Genomic DNA, 22,250 nt, shown 5'->3' with positions numbered 1-22,250 from the left:
ACATTTCACCAGCCTTGTTTTTCACGAACGTTCGGTGGCTGATCACGTGAATCCATGGGAGCGAACACCACGAACGGCCGAACCGAACCCTACTGTCTCGTCTAAGTTTTCACCACTGGTCCAAGCCTGCTAGACATGTCGACGCAGCTTTCACGCACTCAAACGTCAGGAGCTTCAGCGGATGAACAACGACACGGTGGGACCAAAGTCCGACGACGATTCCGGGGCTGAACCGAAGGGCTCCGACACCATCCCACCGAGCGCACCGGAGCGCGAACCCAAGGGAACGACTGCGTTTCCGCGAAGCCGTCGAATTGCGGTTGCAATCGCGGCAACGACGCTGGTCGTGGGCGGTTTCGTGGCCTGGCTCGGGTACACGGCATACGAGGCACAAGACAACCTTGAAGCAGCTCGCGACCATGCGCAATCGGCGAAGAGCGCACTCCTTGCCGGGGATACTCCGGTCGCAGAGTCCGCTGCGGCGGAGGCCGATCGAAAAGCATCCGACGCATACGACAACACTCACTCACTCCCCTGGAACATCACCGCCGCAATTCCGGTCATCGGCTCGCCCTTCGACTCGACACGCCAGATGACCGAGGTCGTCCAGGGACTCACGCGTGACGTTCTCGGCCCTGCCGTAACTGCCGGAACTTCACTCGCGCCAACGGAATTGGTGCAGCCTGGCGGACGCTTGGCACTCGCACCGTTACGCGAGGCGGCTCCGAAACTGGCTGAAACAGCTATCGCCGCGGAATTGCTGTCGTCGCAGGCACAGGAAGTTCCCGAATCGAAGTACCTGAGCCGAGTTAACGATGCCCGAGCAGAATTACAGTCGCAGACAAGCGAACTGGCTACCCTCCTGACGAACACCGCCACCGCGGCGCGCATCGCACCGGCAATGCTCGGCACCGACGGTCCGCGCAATTACTTCATCGGCTTCCAGACCAATGCGGAGGCCCGCGGAACCGGCGGCCTGTTGGGTGGATACGGCATCGTCCGAGTCGACGACGGCTCCGCTCGGGTGGACACACTCTCCCCCAACTCCGAACTAACGCTGGACAATCAACCGATAGACCTTGGTCCTGACTTCAATCAGCTGTACGGAACAAGTCGACCGACCACTGATTTTCGCAACAGCAACCTCAGCTCGCACTTTCCGTACGCGGCGCAGATCTGGCAGTCCCTGTGGTCACAGGAGTCCGGCGGTGAGATGGTCGACGGTGCGATAGCGACAGATCCGATCGCCCTGAGTTACCTCCTCGAGGCTGTGGGACCGGTAGAGATGCCGGACGGGGAGTCCGTCACTGCCGACAACGTCGTGGAACTGACCGAGTCGACCGCGTACGCACGCTTTCCCACCGACAACAAGGCACGAAAGCAGTATCTGCAGACCATCGCGGCCCGTGTCGTCGCGAAGATGACCGGGAACATCAAATCACCGAGCGCACTGCTGGAAGCTCTGGGCAAGGGCGTCAGCGAGGGCAGAATCGCAGTGTGGAGCTCCCACCCCGACGAACAATCGGTTCTTGCCGACACGGTTCTCGGTCATACGATTCCCGGAGATGCGGCGCCCTATGCGGGTGTGGTGATCAACAACCAGGCCGGTAACAAGCTCGACTACTACCTCACGAGAGAAATCGACTACACCGCTGAGACGTGCACCGGCGATACTCGAAAGACGACGGTCGCCGTTCGACTGACAAACAACGCACCCGACGCCGAGCTGACCGAATATGTCAGTGGGATCGTCGACAACCCCGGTCGACTACCCAAGGGCACCAATGTGGCTGCAGTCACACTACTGGCAACGGCCGGAGCGAAACTCGACGCAGTCTCGGTAGGCGGACAGATCTCGTTTGCCGTCAACGGATCAGAGCAGGGTCACCCGGCTTTCATGACCAGGGCGGTCATTCCCCGAGGACAGACTGTTGAACTGAAGTTCGATCTGACCGAACCCGTAACCGAGGGCGAGGCCCGCGTTCCCGTCCAGCCACTGGTCGACGAGCCGAAGATCACCGTCGACGTGCCTACCTGCTGAACGCGATAGGCAAGCGTCGACGGGTTCCCCGGATATGTCGACGTTTGCCGGTCCGTGAACTTTCAACAGATTTGAAACTTTAGCGAAGGCTAGCCTATGCTTCCTGACGCGCCTGGAACCGGCCGTCGGCTGTGATCCGTCGGAGTCACACTCCTCGGCGCATCGACAACGGAAGGTTCTCCATGCGATACGCCCGTGTGCGCTCACTTCGCCGAACTCTGGCTCTGAGCAGCTTGGTCATTGCCGCTCTTGTGGTCGGTGGATGCAGTAGCGACAACACCGCAACCGATTCGAGCAGCACCGACTTCGAGACCGTCACCATCGAAAGTGCGCTCGGAAACGCCGTCATCACCGAAAAGCCCGAGCGAATCGTGACACTCGGAATGGGATCGGCGGAGACCGTGATCGCACTGGGCACGATCCCGGTCGGCGTCGAAAAGTACGCGTGGGGCAGCGACGACACCGGGTATCTGCCGTGGGTGCACGAAGCGGTCACGAAGCAAGGTGGAGAACTGCCGGAACAGTTCACCGGCGGGACCGACCTCAACATCGAAGCGATCATCGCTCTCGAACCCGATCTGATTCTCGCCCCCTGGTCCGGCATCACACAGCAGCAGTTCGACTCGCTCAACGCGTTCGCGCCGACTGTGGCCTACGCAGAGAGTCCGTGGACCATCACGTGGGAAGAGCAGATCAACGTCATCGGCAAAGCCATGGGCGAATCCGAGAAGGCAACAGCCGAGATCGACAAGATCAAGTCGCAGTTCGCGGAATCGACTGCAGCGCATCCGAACTACGCCGACGTCAGCTTCTCCTTCATCTACAACACGGGCCCAGGAACCCTCGGCGTCTTCTTCGCGGAGGAGCAGCGCGTGGCCATGGTGCGTGCACTTGGCTTACAGGTGGATCCCGTCGTCTACACCTTGACGGAATCGGAAGGAACAGACTCCGCCGTCATCGGCCTCGAGAACGCAAACCTCCTCGACAAGTCCGATCTGCTCTTCACCTTCTACTCGGACCCGGCCAATCGGGCCGAGATCGAAGCGCAGCCCGCTTACCAGGCCATCCCCGCTGTGGCTCGGGGAACTGTCATCGCTCCGACCGAGCAGCCCTTCGTCACGGGTTCGTCGATGATCAACCCACTGACCGTGCCCTGGTCTCTCGAGCGCTACGTTCCGATGATCGACGAGGCAATCGCGAAACTGAACAAGTGATGTAGATCAGTATCGTGCGATCGAGAAGCCCGCGTCCTATTCGGATGCGGGCTTCTTGCCGTCACGTTCGGCCTTGAACCGCATCCATTCGCTGCTCAGCATGCGATTGTCGATGATCCACCCCATGTAGTCCCGCATATTGAGCACGCGAATGTACGCGGGGCCGTTGGGGTTTGCATACTGCAACGCCTCGGTCGCGAGCTTGCGCTGATTCTCGAGATACACGTGCTCTGTTTCGAGGAATCCGCCCCACACGTCGGAATCCATGACGTAGTAATGAGTCCGGTCGCGAGGCTTGCGCGTGAGCTTGACGAAGCCCCGGTCGATCAACCTGCGGATGTAAGTGGACACCGATCCGCGACTGGCCCCGAGCGCCTGAGCCAACTCCTCCGCACTGACTCCCGGCGACTCGCTGATCAACAGATAGCCCGCAATACGTCCTTCGATGCGAGCCCCACCACCGGACTGCCAGTACACGGAGAACTGGTCGATGAACCAAGTGGAGAAATCGTCACCGCGAGCAGGGCTGGCATCGCCCATTCGTTGAGCCTCCGACGTCTCTGGGTACAAAAACTGGGTACGAACAATTCCCCACTATTCTGCCAGCAGCACCCTCACTGAGCCGAAAGCATCAGTCCTGGTGTAGTTGCAATGAACTCGAGTTGCTCGATTGCCAAGGGTGGCACTGTCGTGGAGGCAGCCGATTTCACGAACTGGGTCACCACCACGGTTTCGCCGGAGGGGTGGACAACCCGGACCGTGTCGTCGCCCGAGCCATCGGGATCGACCAGGCGAGTCACCACGGTGGCGTCGGGCATCGTGAGTGTCTCACCTGGTTCCGGCACGGTCGTACCAATCGTTATCTCGACATCCCCGCGGCCGTCCGCAGTCAAGACGACGATTCGCTCGCACGCCCCACCCTGCCCGTAATCGTCTGGAACCAACGAACCGAGCGGACGTTCCAAGGTGACACCTGCCGCGCCGAGATCCCTCCAACGGGCATCCAGTGCCTGGTTCAGTCGGTCGATATCCACTCGCGTCGCAGTTGGGCCCGCATTCACGGAATCGGTGTAGCAGGATGCCATCGGTGGCGGCGTCGAGTCTGGAACCGGTGCGGTCACCGCAAGTCCTGGCGTGGTCGCGACCGCAATCAGTTCGTCCATGGTCAAAAGCGGGCCGCTACCCGTAGAAGTGCCGGTCGACGTGTCGATGCTCGCAACAACTCTGGATCCGTCACCGAGATACGCGACAACACCGCGCTCGCCCCCGACTTCCGAACCGTCTTTGTCTTCGAACTCTGCAATGTCCAGCACTGTTCCGTTCGCGAGGTGCTCGCGCCGATCCACAAGTCCCTCCAAGCACGGCGGCACCGCCTGATCCCATGCACGAACCTGAACCGAGATATCCGCACTCTGTCCGGTTCGAGTCAAGGTTCCGTTCGCCGACGTCGAACCGCTGAACTCGATCGGGTCGACTCCATCGGGAAACGAAGCGCCCCGGTAATTCTGGATCGGCGCAAACTCGAGCGATTGCGACGGACTCGCAAATACAACCTCGACATCGGAAGGTAACGATTCGAGTAGTGCATCGCTCATAGCGGTGGCCTTCGGCCCCGCGAACCACGGATAATCCGGATCGTCATAGCCAGGCTCGCCCGCAGAACCGTAGTTGAATCGCACCGGCGGACCCGGCGATTCCACCGAATCGCAGCCAGGAATCGACGTGCCCGTGTCCTCGTTCGTCACCGCCGCAACGACAGTTCCCAAGGCGACGATCGAGACGATCACCAACCCGTCGCGCCAGGTCCATTGCTCGCGACGACGTTTCAGCTCGTGTGCAGTGCGCCCAGACATGTCTCGATCATGGCCTACGGCAACAACTACGTCACTGTCCGACATACCCGGTGAGGTCGTACACCGTGGAATTTCCCACCGTCGTCGACGTGAAATTGGCCTCGACCCAGTCCTGGATGGCACTCGACGTGCCGTCCCCGCCTTGGCTGTTTCTCTGGCTTCCGCCCTGGCCACCGGCAATGTAGTAGTGGATTTCGCCGTCTGCCACGTATTGGATGAACTGGTCCAGCGTCGGTGCGGGATCAGAACTCCAACCGCCGATGGCCATCACCGCAGTATTGCTGGCCAACTCGTAGGTTGCTGCGCTTTGCGAACCGTTGGTCGCAGCCGACCACGTGGTGCCCGCGTTGACCAGCATTGCCGTCAACTCTGAAGTACTTTCGCTGCCACCGCCCGCTTCTGGCCCACTTGACACGAGATTATCGGTCGTCTCAATCGGTGGGGCCTCACCGTCTCGCTGCTCTGGGCTCCCACCGATGGCTCCTCCCCCGCCCAGTCCGGAATCGGACACCGCACCTGTTGGTCCAGCCGTGGGTATGGACCCGCCGTGCGCTGTTGCAGCGGTGGCAATTGCGTAAGACGCCGAACCGGTTATCCCTGCCAACGAGCCGATGATCAATCCAGCGACAGCGAGCTTCCGGAATCGATCCTGCGCTCCCATCAGAATCAGGATCGCGCCGACGACTGTGCCTGCCAACAGAATCCATTTCAGTATCGGCAGCCAGTCGGCGTTGCGATGCAACAACACCCAACTCCAGACTCCTGCGGCCAGCATCATCGCCGCCAAGCCGCAACGCCCGATCCAGCGGGCACGAACCGCCCACAGCGCGTATCCACCGGTCCCGATCATCCCTGCGACGGCAGGTGCAAGCGCAACTGTGTAATAGGGATGGATCGTGCCGGACATGTAGCTGAAGATCACGCCGGTCACGAGAAACCAACCACCCCACAGGATCAACGACGCACGGAGTAGATCTGTGCGCGGTGCGCGCCCACAGGCGAGGAGGCCGAACACCAACGCGATCAGTGCCGCGGGGATCAACCAGGAAATCTGTATGCCCATCTCGCCGCCGAACAGTCGATCGAGTCCCGTACTCCCCCCGAAGCTCGAACCTGCACCGCCACCGTTCATTCCGCCACCGGTGTTGCCGAAAAGTCGACCCAACCCGTTGTATCCCAACACCAAGTCCATGACGCTGTTGTTGGTCGACCCACCGATGTACGGGCGAGAATCGGCCGGCCACAGCCAGACAGCAAGTACCCACCACCCGGCCGATACGGTCACCGCCGCGGCTCCGATCACCAAGTGGACCAAGCGAGTTCGCAGCCGTGTCTGTCCGGCAATCACATACGCAACTCCGAATGCAGGTAATACCATCAAACCTTGCAACATCTTGGTGAGAAAAGCGAATCCCAGTGCAACACCGGCGAGGGCTGTCCACATCGCCGCTCGTCGACCCGCCGCCGTGCTCATGGCCCGCACCACGAAGTAGCCGGCAAGAGTCATGAGCAGAACCAGCAGTGCATCGGGATTGTCGAACTTGAACATCAGAGCGGCAGCGGGCGTAGCTGCCAACACAGCTCCCGCCACAAGACCCGCAGCAGGCGACGCCACTCGTTTGACAGCCGCATACACGAGTGCAACCGATCCGACGCCCATCAACGCCTGCGGAACGAGGAGGCTGGCACTCGAGAATCCGAAGATCCGTCCGGACAGACCCATCACCCACAATGAGGCGGGAGGTTTGTCGACAGTGATGAAATTCGAAGTATCGAGGGAACCGAAGAACCACGCTTTCCAATTCTGGGAGCCGGCCTGCGCCGCCGCAGCGTAGAAGGTGTTGGCGTAGCCACTCGCGGTCAGATCCCACAAATACAAGACCGCCGTTGCTACCAACAGGATCGCCAGCGCCAAACCTGTACGGCGAGTGCGGAACCACGACGGCGAGGGCTCGGCTCGATGGGCAGTTGTTGCCGGCCGATGAGGCGGGGCCGGATGCAGAACGGCGGTCATCAGGAAGTCCCTTCACGAGTTACTGTCCTGCCAACGATCGCGCTTTCAACCCCGGCGGCACTGGGAGCCGGCTGGAAAGTTACTGTGAATGAATCAGGTCAGGGAGCGCTCGAACAACACGACGCTGAACCAACCGTTGTCGACAACATCTCCGAAATCACGACGCCCGACCTCCACAAAACCCGCGTCCCGGTAGTAGCGGCGCAATCGCACGTTCGTTTCCACACAATCGAGCCGTAAGTACTGCGCGCCTTCCTCCGCGGACCGTCGAAGCGCCCAGCCGAGTAGCCGTTCACCCATCGAGGTGCCCGAAAACGCTCGATCGATGACCAAACCGTGCACGTAGCCAGCAGGCTCATCCGAATCCGGCCAGACCACAGGGTCCGACCAGATCAACCGCAACGCGCCGACAATTCTCGACTGCACGCGGTCTCGTGCGACAAAGAACTCGCCACGCGAGATCTGGGCCCTGATCTGCTCGAGAGTTACTTCACGCGGACGCCACTGGATGATTCCGCGTTCTGCCAACCAATCCTCTGCCGAGTGCCGCAGCGCCAGAATCTCCGGGCCATCGGTGTCGACTGCCCGCACAACGTCCACAATCATGCGCCTCCCCCACATCTGTGGCCGCTCGGAACAACACGGCCTCCAGGCTCCACGTCGGATGTACCTACGAGATGGAGCCTATCGGCGTGAAGTTATGTGGCTGTCCGGGTCTCACCACCCGCTCAGGTTGTGAAGGTGGTGTTCGCCGGCCGCGGGTGCCGCTGCGGATCGATCGAGGGCGGTGGGATGAACCAGGGTTTGTTGTCGACGCCGATCCGGATTTCCCACTTCCCGACGAACCCGGATTTGCGGTGCATCAGCCGGTGATGTGAACGGCACAGCAGGACCAGGTTGTTCATCACCGTCGGACCACCGTTGGCCCAGTGCCGAATATGGTGCGCATCGGTCCACGCCGGCACACACGTGCAGCCGGGGAACGCGCAGCCTTTATCTCTCGCGATCAGCGCGACGCGTTGTTCGGCGGTGACCAATCGTTTCCCGGGTTTCGCATCGAGCGGCGCGCCGTGATCGTCCAGCAGAACAGTGGACAGGAAACAATCACATCCGAGGAGCCTGGTCTGCGAGATCGAGAGTGGTCCCAGCCAGGGCATGTGCCCGACATCGAGATCCGACACAGACCCCCCACCATCAGTGGGTGTTGCGGCGCAGTCCCGGTGCTCAGCCAGATCACGGGCATTGATGTGCACGTTCACGTGCGGCCGCTGACCACCATCCATACCGGTCTTGGCGCAGTCCAGATACCGGCGGATCAGTTCGGTGAACCCGTCCGCGGTCCGCTTCGCCGCCGACCGAGCATCCGGGGTTCCATCGGGTGCCGGGGTGGGCATCGTCAGGTTCGACAGGGCGGAGAGCAGCATTTCGCCGGTGAGGGCGTCGAAATCCCCGCGAACCACCACTCGACCATTCAGCGTCGACGCGATGCGGAGTTCGTTGCGGTCGACGTCTTCGGCGGGTGGAATCTCATCGGATTCGAAAACGCGCTCCAACGTCGCGATCACATATCGGACCTTCGTCGTCGTTGCTTCCACTCCCGACGCGGCAGCCAACAACAAATCGATGCAGCGAGGCATCGCCTCGTCCGGCATCCCCTTCGGCGGCGATTCACAAAACGCCACGATCAACGCGGCGTGCTCGAACGAACAATCCCCGCAATCGAACCGGGCTGCCACCGTGGGAAACGGCCGCAGCGCCGCACCGAGGGCGGCGATCTTCTTCCCGTCCCGCACCTGCAGCATCGTGTTCGCCGCCAACCAGGCACCCACCCCGCGGCTGGCGATCACCTGATCATCGGGACGCAACGAGAGCTCGTCGACCACTGCCACCCGAATGGCCTCGAGGCGGAGAATCTCCGCGCTCGCGGACACGGCAGCCTCACGTAGCTCCGCAGCCGTCAACTGCCACAGGCGTCCGCGTAACCCCACCGCAGAGCCCGACACCACATCCGATGACAGAACACTCATTGAATCCCCCGATCCCCACCCCCAACAATACTCGAACACACGTTCGAGTCAAGAGTGGTAGGCCTCGAGCGACCGCGCTACCGATTCGTCACTCGCAGCCAGCAACGGCAGTCGCACATGGGGAGTCGGAATCTGCCCCAACGCGTGCAACACGCCCTTGATGACAGTGGGGTTCGGTTCGGCGAACAGAGCTCCGGACAGCGTCGACAACCGCCGCCCGAGGTCACGGGCGCCGTCGACATCGCCACTGTCCCAAGCCTTTACCAAGCGAACGAACTCCGCGGTCGACACATGAGCGGACGCCAAAATGCCGCCCGAGGCACCCAAGGCAAGAAGCGGCGCCAGAAACAGATCATCCCCCGCCAGTACGGCGAAGTCGTGCGGAAGGTCCGCGAAGAGTTCGACGGCAGCTGCGTCGATACTGCCCGCGGCATACTTCACACCGACAACCCCGGGCAAAGTACCCAGCTCCCGCAAAGTGCCACTATCCAGATCGCACGCAGTTCGGTACGGCACGTGATAGACGATCAGCGGCACTGGGCTCGACGACTGCAGATGCGCGAAATGCGCCACCACACCGGCTTTCGACGGCCTCGTGAAGGAGGGAACCGGCACCAAGGCCGCCGAAACCTCAGGCCACCGAGCCAGCCTCCCGAGCGCCTGCGCACTGCCCGCCGTGTCGTTGCTGCCCGCGCCGACGATCAACGTCGCACCTCTCGCACGGCACACGCTCGCACAGATATCCAGAACGGTCTCCCTCTCCCACTCCGTGAGTGTTGCGGTTTCCGCTGTAGTCCCCAGTGCAACGAGTCCGACCGCGCCATCGTCGAGGACCTGGTGCGCAAGCTGCTCGAGGGCATTGGTTGCAACACGCCCGTCGCTCTCGAACGGGGTGATCAGCGGGACATGGATTCCGGCGAGGTCGACTCGAGTCGTAGTCATACAACTCAGCCTCACCGAACAAACCTTGCAGGTCTAGTTCGTATTTCCGTCTTCCAGCGTAAGCTGAGCTGATGCTTGACGTTCGTCGACTGAGGCTCTTACGCGAACTGGCGTTGCGCGGAACCATTGTTGCCGTCGCCGAGGCGTTGTCGTTCAGCCCCTCCGCGGTGTCGCAGCAGTTGGCGGTTCTCGAACGTGAAGCCGGAGTACCTCTGCTGGAACGCACGGGACGCCGTGTGCGCCTCACACCTGCCGGTGAGAACCTCTCTCGTCATGCCGAAGTCATCCTGCAACGCCTGGAGCAGGCGTCGGGTGAATTGGTCGACGCCCGGCGTGGACTCGCCGGGCCGCTTCGAATCGGAACGTTCCCGACCGCAGCACGAGCGATCCTCCCTCAGGCCTTGATCGCACTGTCGCACGAACATCCGGGGCTGGAACCGATGGTCTCGGAGATCGACCCAGCTGACGTCGCCGACGCGTTACGAGCCGGAAATCTGGACTTGGCGTTGATTCACGATTACGACTTCGTCCCTCGCCCTACGGAACCGGGCCTGACGGCGCTACCACTGTGCAGTGAATCCGTGTACCTGGCCTCGAGCGACACCGAGTCGGATTCCGACGAGGCTGTCGCTTCGCTGACCGACTGCGTGGAACGTGCGTGGATTACCGCGATTCCCGGAACTGCTTGTCATGCAATGACTATTCGCGCGTGCCAAGCTGCCGGGTTCACACCGAAAGTACGTCACCACATAGACGAGTTCGCCACAGTTCTCGCTCTTGTTGCTGCAGGACAAGGAGTTTCACTGGTCCCCGAACTCGGAGCGAGTCATCCACCTCCGGGGGTGCGGCTCACGCCGATGCCGATTCGACGGCGAACCAAGATCGCTCACCGAGCAGGCTCCGACGCACACCCGGCGGTCGCAACCGTCACACGCGCGCTTCGCTCGGCAGTCCCGCCACTGCTGGACGCCGAGCAATAGCGGCTATTACATGTCGAGTCCGAGGTCGAGCACCGTCACCGAGTGCGTCAGTGCACCTACGGCCAGGTAGTCGACACCGGTTCTGGCGTACTCTGCGGCAACGTCGATGGTGAGACCACCGGAGGATTCGAGCTTGGTTTCGGGAGCAACAGCGTCTCGGCGCTGGACTGCGATCTGCGTCTGCCAGAGCGGGAAGTTGTCCAGCAGAACAAGTTCGACTTTTTCCGCCAGCACCTGATCGAGCTGAGTGAGATTGTCGACCTCTACCTCGCACTCGATGTCCGGCGCGAGTTCACGGACGGCGCGAAGTGCGGCAACCACCGAACCGGCAGCGGCCACGTGGTTGTCCTTGATCAACGCCGCGTCACCCAACCCCATCCGGTGGTTGACTCCGCCGCCCACGTGGACTGCATATTTCTGCAGTGAACGCAGGCCGGGCAGCGTCTTTCGACTGTCGCGCACCTTGGCACGAGTGCCGGCAATGGCGTCGACCCACTGCGATGTCGCCGTGGCGATTCCCGAGAGATGGCAGACGAGGTTGAGCATCGTCCGCTCTGCCGTGAGAAGTCCGCGGGTGGGCGCGACAACGGTGAAGACCGATTGACCTGGCGCGACCCGAGTTCCGTCGGACACCCGATCGACGATCTCGTAGTTACCCGCGCCGATCACTTCGTCGAGAACAAGCAGTCCGACGTCGATGCCGGCGACCGTTCCCGATGAGCGCGACACGACCGAGGCCTTCGCGACCGCATCGGCGGGAACCGTTGCGGTAGAAGTGATATCAGGGCCATAGCGCAGATCCTCGTCCAGAGCGAGCCTGACCAACGTGAGCAGCTCGTCACGGTCGAGCGGCGCGGGCAGGATCTTCTGCTCGGTCATCAATGAACTCCTGTCAACAACATGTCGGGTATTTCGAGCGTTCCATCGGCGCCCATCTTGATCCGAGTGCTGCGACGCTGATTCGGATCTGTTTCAGGATAGTCGGTGCGGGTATGGCAACCACGGCTCTCGGTTCGCGCCACGGCCACGTCGACCAATGCAGTCGCGGTCAATGTGAGCGCCGCGTCTTCGAGGTCCGCAGCAACCACCGCCACCGTGTGCCGAGCGCCGGCAAGCGCGGCTCGCGCAGTCTGGAGACCACCTCCGTCGCGAACTACCGACGCGTGTGCCGTCATGACGGACTGCACGGTCTCTCGCGGCAGGATCGGCATCGGCTTGCGCACCACATTGACTACCTCGGCATGAACCTCGCGACGCTCGGCAGCTGCGATTCCGGCGCGCTCCCCGACCACCAACCCCTCCAGAAGGCTGTTGGACGCAAGACGATTCGCGCCGTGCAATCCCGTGCGCGCCACTTCTCCTGCTGCGTAGAGTCCCGGCACTCCAGTGCGTCCATGGACGTCGGTGGCGACTCCACCGCACGAGTAGTGCGCGGCCGGAGCGACCGGAATGAGTTGGGTCCGTGGATCGATGCCTGCTTCGAGACAGGACGCAGTGATGGTCGGGAAACGCGAATCGAAACCGTCGAGCTTGCGGGCGTCGAGGTAGACGTGATCGGTGCCGAGATCGCGTAGGCGTGCTGCAATTGCGCGCGAGACCACGTCACGCGGGGCGAGATCACCCAGCGGATGAACACCTGCGGTGACCGAATCGCCGTTGGTGTCGACAAGAATCGCACCCTCGCCGCGGACCGCCTCACTGATCAAGGGTCGACGACCTAGTCCGCCGGGGGTGAAGAGCACCGTCGGGTGGAACTGAACGAACTCCAGATCCGCGATTGCCGCACCAGCCTCGAGCGCCAACGCGATTCCGTCGGCAGTTGCGCCGGGTGGATTGGTACTGCAGGCATACAGCTGACCGAGTCCACCGGTAGCGAGCAGGACCGCCGGCGCATGGATCACCCCGAGCCCTTCCGGCGAGGAGACGATCAGTCCGCACACCCCGCGGCGGTTGGTCACCACCTGAACTGCTGCAGCCCCGAACAGAACGGGCAGGCCGGCAGCATTGAGAGCTCGCTGCACTTCCGCGCCCGTGGCGTCACCACCGGCATGGATGATCCGACGTGTGCTGTGCCCACCCTCACGGGTGCGTGACACTTCGCCGTCCCGCCCGCGGTCGAAGACCGCACCCAACGCGGCCAGCGCAGCAACAGCATCGTGACCAGCTTCGACGATGGAGTAGACGGCTTCCTCGTCGCACAAACCGACGCCGGCCTCACACGTATCCGCAACGTGCGACTCGATGGAATCCGTATTCAGATCGTCGACTACCGCGATGCCACCCTGCGCGTACTGAGTCGCGGTGTCCGTCGGGCCCCCCTTGCTGACAGTGAGCACTTTCAGCCCCCGCAGAGAAGCGGTGCGCGCAGCGGTGAGGCCCGCGACACCGCCTCCCACGACGACCAGGTCGGCATGAGCCTCCCAGGCGAAACGCCCGGCAGGACTGGTCACTCGCCGCCGCCCGGATTACCGATCTCGATCATGCGCTGCACCGATTTCTGTGCACGCTTGGCCATCTCGAGATCGACGTGGACCTCGTCCTTGCCCTCGAGAAGGCAGCGAAGCAACGCGGCGGGCGTGATCATCTTCATGTACGGGCACGACGCGCGGTCGTTGACGGCCTGGAAATCGACGTCGGGCGCCGCCTTGCGCAACTGGTGCAGCATCCCGATCTCGGTCGCGACCAGAACCTGCTTGCTCTTGGTGACGCGCGCAGCGTCGAGCATTCCGCCGGTGGAGAGGATCTTGACCTTGTCCGCGGGGACCGCGCCTTCACCGGCGAGGTACAGAGCCGAAGTAGCGCAACCACATTCAGGGTGCACGAACAGCTCGGCGTCGGGATGCGACTTGGACTTGGCCGTCAGCTCGTCGCCGTTGATGCCGGCGTGCACGTGGCACTCACCAGCCCAGATCTGCATGTTGGTACGGCCGGTCACGCGCTTGACGTGCGCTCCCAGGAACTGGTCGGGCAGGAACAGAACCTCGCGGTCGGGATCGATCGAGTTGACCACGTCGACGGCATTGGACGACGTGCAGCAGATGTCGGTGAGACCCTTCACCTCCGCCGTGGTGTTCACGTACGACACCACCAGCGCGTTCGGGTTGTCAGCCTTCCACTCACGGAGCTGCTCGGCATTGATCGAGTCGGCCAGCGAGCAGCCGGCTCGCTCGTCCGGGATCAGGACGGTCTTGGACGGCGACAGGATCTTCGCGGTCTCCGCCATGAAGTGCACGCCGCAGAAGACAATCGTGTCCTCGGGCGCCTCGGCAGCGATTCGCGAGAGAGCCAGGGAGTCGCCGACGTGATCGGCGACGTCCTGAATCGCGGGCAGCTGGTAGTTGTGCGCAAGAATCGTCGCGCCGCGTTCGCGAGCCAGACGTTTGATCTCAGCGGCCCATTCGGGCGTCGCTTCGACTCCGCTGTATCCGCCAGGGCCGTCGTGAATCTGCGAGGCCGATCCCTCCCATAACGTCGTGGTCGTCATGGCGTTCTCCTTCACCGTGAACCCGGGCTCGTCACCCAGTTCAAATCCGGACGGGCTGGCCCGGATTTCCGTATTCGAGGTTTTCGACTTAGGATCGAAAACGTGCCCAATAGTAACACCACCCACGAAGTGCTTGCAGCGGTGTTCCAAGTTCGCACCTTCCCCGCAAGCATCGCCGCAGGTGACGGCGATCACTGCCCGCAAGGACGTGAAGAGTTGGCCGTACTGCTGTGGCAGCGCGCGCTCAACCCACAGAAGGGCACATGGTCCCTGCCCGGAGGCACTTTGCGCGACGACGAGGACCTGACGACGTCCGCTCGACGACTCCTCGCCGAGAAGGTCGACCTACGAAAAGTCGCTCACCTCGAGCAACTCTCCGTCTTCAGCGACCCACAGCGCGTGCCGGGCCCACGCCGCATCGCGTCGACCTTTCTCGGACTCGTCCCTCTCAGCGCCGATCCACAACTCCCACCGGACACCGCCTGGCACCCTGTTTCGAAATTGCCGGAGATGTCGTTCGACCACGGAACCGTCGTACGGCACGCGCGCAATCGACTGGCCGCAAAACTCTCGTACACCAACATCGCATTCGGGCTGGCTCCCGAAGAGTTCGCGATGTCCACACTGCGGGAAATATACTGCGCCGCACTCGGTTACCAAGTCGACGCCACCAACTTGCAACGCGTACTGGGGCGCCGAGGCGTCCTGACTCCCACCGGCAACACCGCACCGTCGGGCAAGTCGGGTGGACGTCCACCGGCCCTGTACCGTTTCACCGACTCCACCTTGCGGGTCACCGACGAATTCGCCGCCCTACGGCCACCGAGCTGACGCCGGTCACGTTGTCAGGCAACGGCTTCGAGACTTCCACGCTGCGTCCACACCGAGGTCACGGCGCCCGCCGGATCGATAACCCGATTTATTGTGCCGAATCGTGTCGTCACGCGGTCGAGAATCCGGTCGGCCTGCCAATGATCCGTCGGATCGGCGACTATCGCAAAGAAGCGATGGGCAGGTTTCCCAGCCATGATGCGTACCAACTCGGTTACCGTCCGCGCCGTGACCGCCACGCTCCAACCAGCGTCGAGAAACTCTGTGGCGATGCGCGCACCGTGCTCGAATCCGATGTCCGTGACCAGTACAACTCCCCTGTTGGGGGCGATCTCTGAAACGCTCATTGCGGAACCTCCACTCGGAATCAAACTTCTTGACTCCTATGTAAGTCCGCAATCTTGTGCTCCCCTTGTGCTGGTTCTGTGAGAACTCTGGGGAATTCCGCGTGTGTCCCGGACGTCAGACAGGTCGAGACAACCCCGCCCAGAAGACCGTCGACGCAGCGTTCACCACATCGCCGACCGGCACGTCGCCCAACATTCCGCCCGCGGCCAGCGTCGCGACTCCATGGAACGTCGCAAAGGCAACGAGCGCAATGCTTTCCGGATCACCAGCAGCAATGTCACCCGCGGCCTGCGCTTCCGATACGAGCCGAACGGTCAGGTCCATCGTCGCGTGCCCCGCGTTCACGACGGTCTCGGCCGCACCGGGTGCATGCTTGTTGCTGTACATCAGAGACAACAGGCCGGGATGCTCGAGTGCAAAATCCACGTAGGCATTGGCGAGCGAGGAGAACCTGGCCCTCGCGGTCGGCGGAGCCTCCGAAACTGCACGCTCGAGCGCACCGGTCATCCGATGGAAGCCGCTTTCAGCCAGGGCGTCGAGCAACGCTTGACGGTCCCGAAAATGCTTGCCCGGAGCCGCGTGACTCACGCCCGCCTCACGTGCAAGTTGCCTCAGCGACAGCTTGTCGACGCCGTCTCGCTCGAGGGTAGCTTCAGCCGACGCCAAGAGTTCCTGTCGCAGACTGCCGTGGTGGTACGGCTGTTCGTGGGCGGGCATGGAGGCACCTTATCAAAATGTTGTCATTGACAACTATGGTGTCAGTGCCTACATTTGGGACCACCCGAACCGAAGGAGCCACCATGGCCATCGACGTAGCCGGAACCACCGTCCTGATCACCGGAGCCAGCGCCGGGCTCGGCGTGGAATTCGCTCACCGCTTTGCCGCTCGCGGTGCAAATCTGGTTCTCGTCGCCAGGCGGGCAGATCGCCTCGAAGCCCTCGCTACGGAACTCCGCGTCGCCCACGGCATTACCGTGACAGTGCTGCCCGCCGATCTGGCAGCACCCGGCGTCGGCGCGACCCTTCACCGAGAATTGACCGGCCGCGACATCACCGTCACGTCACTGATCAACAACGCCGGGTTCGGAACGCACGGCGCGTTCGTAGACGAAGACCTCGAGCGCGTCACGTCCGAAATTCAACTGAACATCGCCACACTCGTCGAGTTGACGCACACATTCCTGCCCGACCTTCTCACCGGACGCGGCGCACTGGTCAACATCGCCAGCACCGCGTCGTTCCAGCCGACACCGGGCATGGCGGTCTACGGCGCATCCAAGGCCTTTGTACTCAACTTCACGGAAGCACTGTGGGCAGAAGCTCGCGGTAGCGGATTGACCGTATTGGCGGTATGCCCCGGTCCGACGCGCACCGAGTTCTTCGACGTCGTCGGGTCCGAAGATGCTGCGGTCGGCCGAATGCAGACGGCAACTCAGGTGGTGGACACAGCTTTCCGGGCACTGGATCGACGCAACGCACCGCCGACAGTGGTATCAGGTTTGCCGAATTGGGTGTCCTCGATCAGCACTCGCTTCGCGACCCGCCGATTGGGGGCGTTGATTTCGGGTCGACTCTTGGGAGACGTGCGAATGAAGTCCGCTGCGAACCGTCCGTCGACCTCGGCTGTTTAGCGACACGACGGTTACGGGAGTTTCGGCTGGACCTCGTCGTCGGTCCGTTCGACCTCGGCGGCCGGATCCTCAGATTCCGGATGGTCCCCCACACCGAGGTCGTCGTACGGATTGAGCACTGCGAGAACCAAAGTCACGACGCACGCCGCGAGCGGCTGAAACAACAGGACCAGCAAGGTTCCGATGTTGGGTGCTCGCGCGACGATCTCCCCCACCGCCGGATTGTCGGCCGCGGGGAAACGTAGTTTCGTCACACCCGAACCCACGAGTGCCATCAGGCCGGCTCCCACCGCTGAGCCGACGATCAATCCACCCAGGGCATACGGGCCTCGACTCAGGCGTGCCAGCCAGGCCGCCACCGCTGACAGCACGCCGACGATCAGTGCCAGCCAGATGAATACGGCGCTGGCATCGAACTGGTGAAGGCTCTCACCCGTCAACGCGACGCCGCGCCCCTCGGACACCACCAACAGGTGCTCTGCCGGAGCCAGGAACGCCCACAGCACACCGACGAACACGCTCACGCCCGCACTGGTTGCGGCGATCACGATCGCGGTGCGCAGTCGAGTCTGCCGAAGAGAGATCACACAGAGTGACGCTACCTGCGGGCGGCGTCGATCGAGTCGACGACACCGTGACGGGAGCATTTCGCCCACCAACCGTCAGGACTGACCTGAACGATCATGCGCCGTCCGCACTGCTCGCAGAAGCGAGGAGGCTCGAGGCCCATCGACGCCGCTGTCGGCGTCGGATCGTCGACGCCGTCGACGATCCGACGCCCGGTGAACGGGTTGTACCGCTCCTCGGTCACCGGAACGCTCACAGAGTGTCGTTCAGAGCTTTGATCGGCATCTGCAGATCAACCAACAAATCCAGATCCTTCTCGGCGGGACGTCCGAGAGTCGTCAGGTAGTTGCCGACGATGACGGCGTTGATTCCGCCGAGGATGCCCTGCTTGGCCCCCAGGTCACCGAGAGTGATTTCACGTCCACCCGCGAAGCGCAGGATCGTGCGAGGCAGCGCGAGACGGAATGCCGCAACGGACTTGAGCGCCTCGCCGGCGGGCAGCACGTCCAGATCACCGAACGGGGTACCCGGACGCGGGTTGAGGAAGTTGAGCGGAACCTCGTCCGGCTCCAGTTCAGCCAGGTTGGCCGCGAACTCTGCACGCTGCTCCAACGATTCGCCCATGCCGAGGATTCCGCCGCAGCACACTTCCATGCCTGCTTCCCGAACCATCCGCAGGGTGTTCCACCGCTCTTCCCACGAGTGTGTGGTGACGACGTTCGGGAAATGCGACTTGGAGGTCTCCAAGTTGTGGTTGTACCGGTGCACACCCATGGCGGCCAGTTGGTCGACCTGTTCCTGGGTCAGCATGCCGAGCGAGCAGGCGATCTGGATGTCGACCTCGTTGCGGATCGCCTCGATTCCGGCAGCCACCTGAGCGAGCAACCGGGCGTCGGGTCCGCGGACGGCGGCCACGATGCAGAACTCGGTGGCACCCGACTTCGCGGTCTGCTTGGCAGCTTCCACCAGGCTCGGGATGTCCAACCAGGCCGCGCGAACCGGCGACTGGAAGAGTCCGGACTGCGAACAGAAATGGCAGTCCTCGGGGCAACCGCCCGTCTTGAGGCTGATGATGCCCTCGACCTCGACCTCCGGTCCACACCACTTCATACGCACATCGTGGGCGAGAGCGAGCAGGTCTTCGAGCCTGTCGTCGTCGAGTCGGAGTACGTCGAGCACCTGGCTTTCGGTCAGGCCAACTCCTCTTTCGAGAACTTGCTCGCGCGCCTGGTCGAGGATGTCGACCGTCGCAGGGGCCGTGCTAATCGGGGGCGGGGTCACAGACGTCTCCTTCGAAACCAGCAAAATTGAACACCGTACAAGTTGAACGGTGTTCACGTTAGAGACGTGGTGGAATACTGTCAAAGGCGGGTCCGATCGACATTCGATCGCGAGCAGCCCACAGCGGGACGAAACGAGGGGAACAACAAGTGCAGTTGCGACGCGGCGACGTGCTGGACGGCGCCATGGCGATACTCGACGAGTTCGGACTTGCCGACCTCACGATGCGCAGGCTCGCAACGTCACTGGGTGTCCAACCCGGAGCTCTCTACTGGCACTTCCCGAACAAGCAGACCCTGCTCGGTGCGGTCGTCGACAAGATCCTCGAAGACCTCGACTCCCCCGTTGACGCGGACACGTGGCAAGAGGCGTATTCCGAACTGGCACACAGGCTTCGGTCTGCACTGCTGGCGCACCGCGACGGCGCCGAGTTGGTCAGCGCCACCTTCGCCTCGCGGATGACGAGCAGCAAGGTACGCGAGCACTTCGTACAAGCAGGGCAGGAATCCGGCCTCTCACGCGAGCACGCCCAACTCGCGGCATACGCCCTGCTGTACTACGTACTCGGCCATACCGTCGACGAGCAGTCCCGAGCGCAGATGGAAGAAATGGGGGCACTCACCCGAGCACCCATTTCCCCGGACTCCCCCGAGGTGATCGGCGGCGGTTCCGACGAGGACCTCCTCGACGGCGATCCGACGGTACGCTTCCAGTTCGGCCTGGATCTGTTCATCGACGGCATCCGCACCCGCCTGAATTCGACCCCACATTCAACGCGCACCGAATCGGCTCTACGACACTCCTGACAGTCGCAGTAATGCAGTAGTACCGGCCGCGACAATCACCACGACCACCAACGGCGCCCTGAACCAGGCGCAGATACCTCCGGCCACCACCCCGAGCACTCGCGCCGGTCCGGCAACGTCATGGCCGGTGAAGATCGTCGAGGTCACAACCACTGCGAGCAGTAGCACCACGACGGCACGATCGAGAGTCTTCTCGGCAAATCCCGAAAGCATCACCCGAGCGCGGAGCAGAACGCCACTCACCCGTAAAGCGTAAGAGCCGCAGGCGAATACGAGAATGCCGATCCAGACCGTTGCCGTATTCATCGGACCTTCTCCCGAAACGGTATCGTCACCGCAATACTCAGCAGGGCTACGAGCGGCGCGGTACCGGGCGGCAGGAACGGCGACGCGGCCACCGCGATCACTGCACCGACCACGGCGGCAAGCAGCGTCACCCTCTCCCTCAGCGCCGGCAAGACGAGAGCCAGAATGACAACCGGAAAAGCGGCATCCAACCCCAACGCGCCCGGATCCTGGACGACACTCCCGAGAAGACCGCCCAGCAGCGCTCCGATGGGCCACGCCACCGCGATTCCGGTCCCGCACAACCAGAAAGCAGCACGCTTCTGCTTCACCGTTGCTTGGGCCATGGCGACCGCGACGCTTTCGTCGTTGACCAGGTGCGCGCCGACCATTTTGCGCCAACCCGAGCCTCTGTGCCGACCCCTGTCGAGAAAGGATCCCGCCGACAATCCGTACGCGAAGTTTCGCGAGTTGATCAACAAACCGGCTGCAACCGCGGCGAGGGCACTCCCCCCGGCCGCGATGATTCCGATGAACAAGAACTCCGACGAGGCACCCAGAACGAGCACGGCCAACGCAAGGAGCTGCCACATCGAGAACCCGACCGATCCTGCCGTCACACCGTAGGAAACACCAACGATGGCCACGGAGAGACAGATCAGCACGCTCACCCGGAGCGTGTCGCGATCAACTGTTCGCCATAAAGAACGCATGTATTCTATGTTGAACGACGCAAGAACGTTCGTCAAGGGAAACGATCGATCGGAGAATCGAACGATGGCTAGTGGTGGATTTGGCAGTGGTGTACCTGACGGTGGTGTACCTGACGGTGGCCTACCTGACGGTGCCGGAATTGGTACTGAGCAGAGTCCTCAGAAGCTGGTGGCAGTCGCACTCAAACGTGAGCGCACCCGAGCGGGCTTGAGCCTCTCGGAGGTCGCCCGACGCGCTGACATCGCCAAATCCACACTCTCCCAACTCGAATCCGGCCTCGGGAACCCGAGCCTCGAAACACTGTGGGCACTCGGGAACGCCCTGGGTGTGCCGTTCTCACAACTCGTCGACTCGCAAGCACAGACCGTTCAGTTGATTCGAGCCGGGGAAGGGCCCGCGATTGCGTCGGCGAACGCGTCGTACATCGCGACCCTCCTGGCTCCCAGCCCACCGAACGCGCGCCGCGATCTGTATCGGATAGTTGCAGAACCGGGCGAGCCCCGCATTTCGACGCCGCATGCGCGCGGCACCACCGAACACGTTGTGATCGGCACCGGGCGGGCGGAGGTCGGGCCCACTGCAGATCCGATCGAGCTCGGGCCGGGCGACTATCTCGCGTATCCCGGCGACGAGGAGCACATCTTTCGGGCACTCGAACCAGGCACGACGGCGATCCTGGTTTCGGAGCACACCTGAGCCGCGATGAGTTTCGTCGCTGCGGGAAGTCTGTACCTGCGAGGTGATGTGGCCAGTGCCTCGATCGCCGACGGCAGCAACGACCAACAGCAGGAGGACCCATGTCCGGATCCAGCATCAGCAGCATTTTGCTCTCGAGCACCGACCCCCAACGCTTGCGCGACTGGTACGCCGAGGCGTTCGCTCCGAAAGTCGACCGCACTCCGGGCGAACCCGGCTACGACGTTCTCGACTTCAACGGTTTCTACGTGATGCTCGACAGACGCGACGACGTCGGCGAGACCAACCCGCAGCCCGGCCGGATGTTCCTCAACGTCGAGACCGACGACGCCCGGTCGATCGCGCAACGCATCGACGTACTCGGCGGAAACTGGCTCGCCCCACTCGAAGACCGCGACGGCAGTTTGTTCGCCACCGCGATCGACCCCGACGGAAACTACGTTCAGATCATCGAGTTCAGTGAGGCGGCCCGGGCCGAGATGGAATCCGGAATGACGGATTCCGAACCTACCTAGTCGGACAACAGCCAGGAACGG

The 22,250-nt window shown here is 62.6% G+C and carries 24 protein-coding genes; 8 read left to right on the top strand and 16 right to left on the bottom strand.

The annotated features are described in order from the left end of the window. Window positions 1-181: 181 nt before the first annotated feature. Both DBV08_RS26805 and DBV08_RS26800 read left to right on the top strand, forming a co-directional pair. The gene (locus DBV08_RS26805; protein ID WP_124569404.1) at window positions 182-2,041 is read left to right on the top strand and encodes a DUF4012 domain-containing protein; all 1,860 of its coding nucleotides are present in this window, start codon (window positions 182-184) and stop codon (window positions 2,039-2,041) included. A 182-nt stretch (window positions 2,042-2,223) separates the two neighbouring features. After that, complete coding sequence (locus DBV08_RS26800) at window positions 2,224-3,255, top strand: iron-siderophore ABC transporter substrate-binding protein (protein WP_124569403.1); 1,032 nt, start codon at window positions 2,224-2,226, stop codon at window positions 3,253-3,255. 36 nt (window positions 3,256-3,291) lie between these two features. On the opposite strand, the gene DBV08_RS26795 is transcribed toward DBV08_RS26800, so the two are convergent. The 6 genes from DBV08_RS26795 to DBV08_RS26770 all read right to left on the bottom strand — a co-directional run bounded on the left by DBV08_RS26795 (window position 3,292) and on the right by DBV08_RS26770 (window position 10,091). Then, on the bottom strand, window positions 3,292-3,795 hold the full coding sequence (locus DBV08_RS26795) for a GbsR/MarR family transcriptional regulator (protein WP_003942377.1): 504 nt from the start codon (window positions 3,793-3,795) through the stop codon (window positions 3,292-3,294). Between the two features lie 74 nt (window positions 3,796-3,869). Then, a complete protein-coding gene (locus DBV08_RS26790; RefSeq protein WP_124569402.1) occupies window positions 3,870-5,108 on the bottom strand; it encodes a hypothetical protein in 1,239 nt (412 codons plus the stop codon). Between the two features lie 31 nt (window positions 5,109-5,139). Then, on the bottom strand, window positions 5,140-7,122 hold the full coding sequence (locus DBV08_RS26785) for a glycosyltransferase family 39 protein (protein WP_124569401.1): 1,983 nt from the start codon (window positions 7,120-7,122) through the stop codon (window positions 5,140-5,142). A 93-nt stretch (window positions 7,123-7,215) separates the two neighbouring features. Further along, complete coding sequence (locus tag DBV08_RS26780) at window positions 7,216-7,728, bottom strand: GNAT family N-acetyltransferase (RefSeq protein ID WP_124569400.1); 513 nt, start codon at window positions 7,726-7,728, stop codon at window positions 7,216-7,218. A 122-nt stretch (window positions 7,729-7,850) separates the two neighbouring features. Next, complete coding sequence (locus DBV08_RS26775; protein ID WP_124569399.1) at window positions 7,851-9,149, bottom strand: HNH endonuclease signature motif containing protein; 1,299 nt, start codon at window positions 9,147-9,149, stop codon at window positions 7,851-7,853. Window positions 9,150-9,197: 48 nt separating this feature from the next. Further along, window positions 9,198-10,091, bottom strand: coding sequence for a dihydrodipicolinate synthase family protein (locus DBV08_RS26770; protein WP_124569398.1), 894 nt, complete (start codon window positions 10,089-10,091; stop codon window positions 9,198-9,200). Window positions 10,092-10,162: 71 nt separating this feature from the next. On the opposite strand from DBV08_RS26770, the gene DBV08_RS26765 reads away from it, so the two are divergent. Beyond that, window positions 10,163-11,071 carry a LysR substrate-binding domain-containing protein gene (locus DBV08_RS26765; RefSeq protein WP_095969936.1) on the top strand — a complete coding sequence of 303 codons (909 nt, stop codon included), beginning with the start codon at window positions 10,163-10,165 and terminating at the stop codon, window positions 11,069-11,071. A 6-nt stretch (window positions 11,072-11,077) separates the two neighbouring features. On the opposite strand, the gene nadC is transcribed toward DBV08_RS26765, so the two are convergent. From nadC to nadA, 3 genes are read right to left on the bottom strand one after another with little or no spacing between them, the layout of a single operon-like run. Next, window positions 11,078-11,950 carry a carboxylating nicotinate-nucleotide diphosphorylase gene (gene nadC, locus DBV08_RS26760; RefSeq protein ID WP_124569397.1) on the bottom strand — a complete coding sequence of 291 codons (873 nt, stop codon included), beginning with the start codon at window positions 11,948-11,950 and terminating at the stop codon, window positions 11,078-11,080. Then, window positions 11,950-13,521, bottom strand: coding sequence for an L-aspartate oxidase (locus tag DBV08_RS26755; RefSeq protein WP_124569396.1), 1,572 nt, complete (start codon window positions 13,519-13,521; stop codon window positions 11,950-11,952). The genes nadC and DBV08_RS26755 overlap by 1 nt, the downstream gene beginning before the upstream one ends. Beyond that, entirely contained in the window at window positions 13,518-14,555 is a 1,038-nt protein-coding gene (gene nadA / locus DBV08_RS26750; protein ID WP_095970016.1) for a quinolinate synthase NadA, read from the bottom strand. Before nadA ends, DBV08_RS26755 begins: the two co-directional genes overlap by 4 nt. A 102-nt stretch (window positions 14,556-14,657) precedes the next feature. Between nadA and DBV08_RS26745 the strand changes: the two genes are divergently transcribed. Continuing rightward, window positions 14,658-15,386 carry an NUDIX domain-containing protein gene (locus DBV08_RS26745; RefSeq protein ID WP_007733069.1) on the top strand — a complete coding sequence of 243 codons (729 nt, stop codon included), beginning with the start codon at window positions 14,658-14,660 and terminating at the stop codon, window positions 15,384-15,386. 14 nt (window positions 15,387-15,400) lie between these two features. Here DBV08_RS26745 and DBV08_RS26740 read toward each other — a convergent pair whose 3' ends face one another. Continuing rightward, window positions 15,401-15,733: an SDR family NAD(P)-dependent oxidoreductase gene (locus tag DBV08_RS26740; RefSeq protein WP_095969933.1), complete on the bottom strand. Its 333-nt coding sequence runs from the start codon at window positions 15,731-15,733 to the stop codon at window positions 15,401-15,403. Between the two features lie 115 nt (window positions 15,734-15,848). Next, on the bottom strand, window positions 15,849-16,451 hold the full coding sequence (locus tag DBV08_RS26735; RefSeq protein ID WP_124569395.1) for a TetR/AcrR family transcriptional regulator: 603 nt from the start codon (window positions 16,449-16,451) through the stop codon (window positions 15,849-15,851). Between the two features lie 83 nt (window positions 16,452-16,534). Between DBV08_RS26735 and DBV08_RS26730 the strand changes: the two genes are divergently transcribed. Beyond that, a complete protein-coding gene (locus tag DBV08_RS26730) occupies window positions 16,535-17,365 on the top strand; it encodes an SDR family oxidoreductase (RefSeq protein ID WP_095969931.1) in 831 nt (276 codons plus the stop codon). An 11-nt stretch (window positions 17,366-17,376) separates the two neighbouring features. Here the strand turns inward: DBV08_RS26730 and DBV08_RS26725 are convergent, their stop codons facing one another. The 3 genes from DBV08_RS26725 to bioB are packed head-to-tail and all read right to left on the bottom strand — an operon-like array spanning window position 17,377 to window position 19,198. After that, a complete protein-coding gene (locus DBV08_RS26725; RefSeq protein ID WP_124569394.1) occupies window positions 17,377-17,952 on the bottom strand; it encodes a DUF2567 domain-containing protein in 576 nt (191 codons plus the stop codon). 11 nt (window positions 17,953-17,963) lie between these two features. Continuing rightward, window positions 17,964-18,188 (bottom strand): hypothetical protein, encoded by a 225-nt coding sequence (locus tag DBV08_RS26720; protein ID WP_095969929.1) that lies wholly within the window; start codon window positions 18,186-18,188, stop codon window positions 17,964-17,966. Beyond that, window positions 18,185-19,198 (bottom strand): biotin synthase BioB, encoded by a 1,014-nt coding sequence (gene bioB / locus DBV08_RS26715; protein WP_095970015.1) that lies wholly within the window; start codon window positions 19,196-19,198, stop codon window positions 18,185-18,187. The genes DBV08_RS26720 and bioB overlap by 4 nt, the downstream gene beginning before the upstream one ends. Before the next feature lie 164 nt (window positions 19,199-19,362). Between bioB and DBV08_RS26710 the strand changes: the two genes are divergently transcribed. After that, complete coding sequence (locus DBV08_RS26710; RefSeq protein WP_095969928.1) at window positions 19,363-20,019, top strand: TetR/AcrR family transcriptional regulator C-terminal domain-containing protein; 657 nt, start codon at window positions 19,363-19,365, stop codon at window positions 20,017-20,019. On the opposite strand, the gene DBV08_RS26705 is transcribed toward DBV08_RS26710, so the two are convergent. Together DBV08_RS26705 and DBV08_RS26700 are read right to left on the bottom strand one after the other, a co-directional pair. Next, window positions 20,005-20,325: an AzlD domain-containing protein gene (locus DBV08_RS26705; RefSeq protein ID WP_124569393.1), complete on the bottom strand. Its 321-nt coding sequence runs from the start codon at window positions 20,323-20,325 to the stop codon at window positions 20,005-20,007. The two genes, DBV08_RS26710 and DBV08_RS26705, sit on opposite strands and share 15 nt — an antisense overlap. Next, the gene (locus tag DBV08_RS26700; protein ID WP_221621620.1) at window positions 20,322-21,017 is read right to left on the bottom strand and encodes an AzlC family ABC transporter permease; all 696 of its coding nucleotides are present in this window, start codon (window positions 21,015-21,017) and stop codon (window positions 20,322-20,324) included. Before DBV08_RS26700 ends, DBV08_RS26705 begins: the two co-directional genes overlap by 4 nt. A 64-nt stretch (window positions 21,018-21,081) precedes the next feature. On the opposite strand from DBV08_RS26700, the gene DBV08_RS26695 reads away from it, so the two are divergent. Next, a complete protein-coding gene (locus DBV08_RS26695) occupies window positions 21,082-21,714 on the top strand; it encodes a helix-turn-helix domain-containing protein (protein ID WP_260395772.1) in 633 nt (210 codons plus the stop codon). Between the two features lie 101 nt (window positions 21,715-21,815). Beyond that, a complete protein-coding gene (locus DBV08_RS26690; protein WP_124569391.1) occupies window positions 21,816-22,229 on the top strand; it encodes a glyoxalase/bleomycin resistance/extradiol dioxygenase family protein in 414 nt (137 codons plus the stop codon). The last annotated feature ends 21 nt before the right edge of the window (window positions 22,230-22,250 follow it).

It is taken from the genome of Rhodococcus sp. KBW08 (assembly GCF_003852455.1).
Lineage (GTDB): Bacteria > Actinomycetota > Actinomycetes > Mycobacteriales > Mycobacteriaceae > Rhodococcus_F > Rhodococcus_F baikonurensis.
This window is presented reverse-complemented; position numbering and strand designations above follow the sequence as displayed.

What these genes read in the sequence shown, in the direction of transcription:
- DBV08_RS26730 (WP_095969931.1), top strand. Translation starts at nt 16,535, where the DNA reads ATGGCCATCGACGTAGCCGGAACCACCGTCCTGATCACCGGAGCCAGC.
- DBV08_RS26785 (WP_124569401.1), bottom strand. Translation starts at nt 7,122, where the DNA reads ATGACCGCCGTTCTGCATCCGGCCCCGCCTCATCGGCCGGCAACAACT.
- DBV08_RS26790 (WP_124569402.1), bottom strand. Translation starts at nt 5,108, where the DNA reads ATGTCTGGGCGCACTGCACACGAGCTGAAACGTCGTCGCGAGCAATGG.
- DBV08_RS26795 (WP_003942377.1), bottom strand. Translation starts at nt 3,795, where the DNA reads ATGGGCGATGCCAGCCCTGCTCGCGGTGACGATTTCTCCACTTGGTTC.
- DBV08_RS26805 (WP_124569404.1), top strand. Translation starts at nt 182, where the DNA reads ATGAACAACGACACGGTGGGACCAAAGTCCGACGACGATTCCGGGGCT.
- nadA (WP_095970016.1), bottom strand. Translation starts at nt 14,555, where the DNA reads ATGACGACCACGACGTTATGGGAGGGATCGGCCTCGCAGATTCACGAC.
- DBV08_RS26695 (WP_260395772.1), top strand. Translation starts at nt 21,082, where the DNA reads ATGGCTAGTGGTGGATTTGGCAGTGGTGTACCTGACGGTGGTGTACCT.
- DBV08_RS26690 (WP_124569391.1), top strand. Translation starts at nt 21,816, where the DNA reads ATGTCCGGATCCAGCATCAGCAGCATTTTGCTCTCGAGCACCGACCCC.
- DBV08_RS26765 (WP_095969936.1), top strand. Translation starts at nt 10,163, where the DNA reads ATGCTTGACGTTCGTCGACTGAGGCTCTTACGCGAACTGGCGTTGCGC.
- nadC (WP_124569397.1), bottom strand. Translation starts at nt 11,950, where the DNA reads ATGACCGAGCAGAAGATCCTGCCCGCGCCGCTCGACCGTGACGAGCTG.
- DBV08_RS26800 (WP_124569403.1), top strand. Translation starts at nt 2,224, where the DNA reads ATGCGATACGCCCGTGTGCGCTCACTTCGCCGAACTCTGGCTCTGAGC.
- DBV08_RS26740 (WP_095969933.1), bottom strand. Translation starts at nt 15,733, where the DNA reads ATGAGCGTTTCAGAGATCGCCCCCAACAGGGGAGTTGTACTGGTCACG.
- DBV08_RS26775 (WP_124569399.1), bottom strand. Translation starts at nt 9,149, where the DNA reads ATGAGTGTTCTGTCATCGGATGTGGTGTCGGGCTCTGCGGTGGGGTTA.
- DBV08_RS26735 (WP_124569395.1), bottom strand. Translation starts at nt 16,451, where the DNA reads ATGCCCGCCCACGAACAGCCGTACCACCACGGCAGTCTGCGACAGGAA.
- DBV08_RS26770 (WP_124569398.1), bottom strand. Translation starts at nt 10,091, where the DNA reads ATGACTACGACTCGAGTCGACCTCGCCGGAATCCATGTCCCGCTGATC.
- DBV08_RS26700 (WP_221621620.1), bottom strand. Translation starts at nt 21,017, where the DNA reads ATGCGTTCTTTATGGCGAACAGTTGATCGCGACACGCTCCGGGTGAGC.
- DBV08_RS26780 (WP_124569400.1), bottom strand. Translation starts at nt 7,728, where the DNA reads ATGATTGTGGACGTTGTGCGGGCAGTCGACACCGATGGCCCGGAGATT.
- DBV08_RS26705 (WP_124569393.1), bottom strand. Translation starts at nt 20,325, where the DNA reads ATGAATACGGCAACGGTCTGGATCGGCATTCTCGTATTCGCCTGCGGC.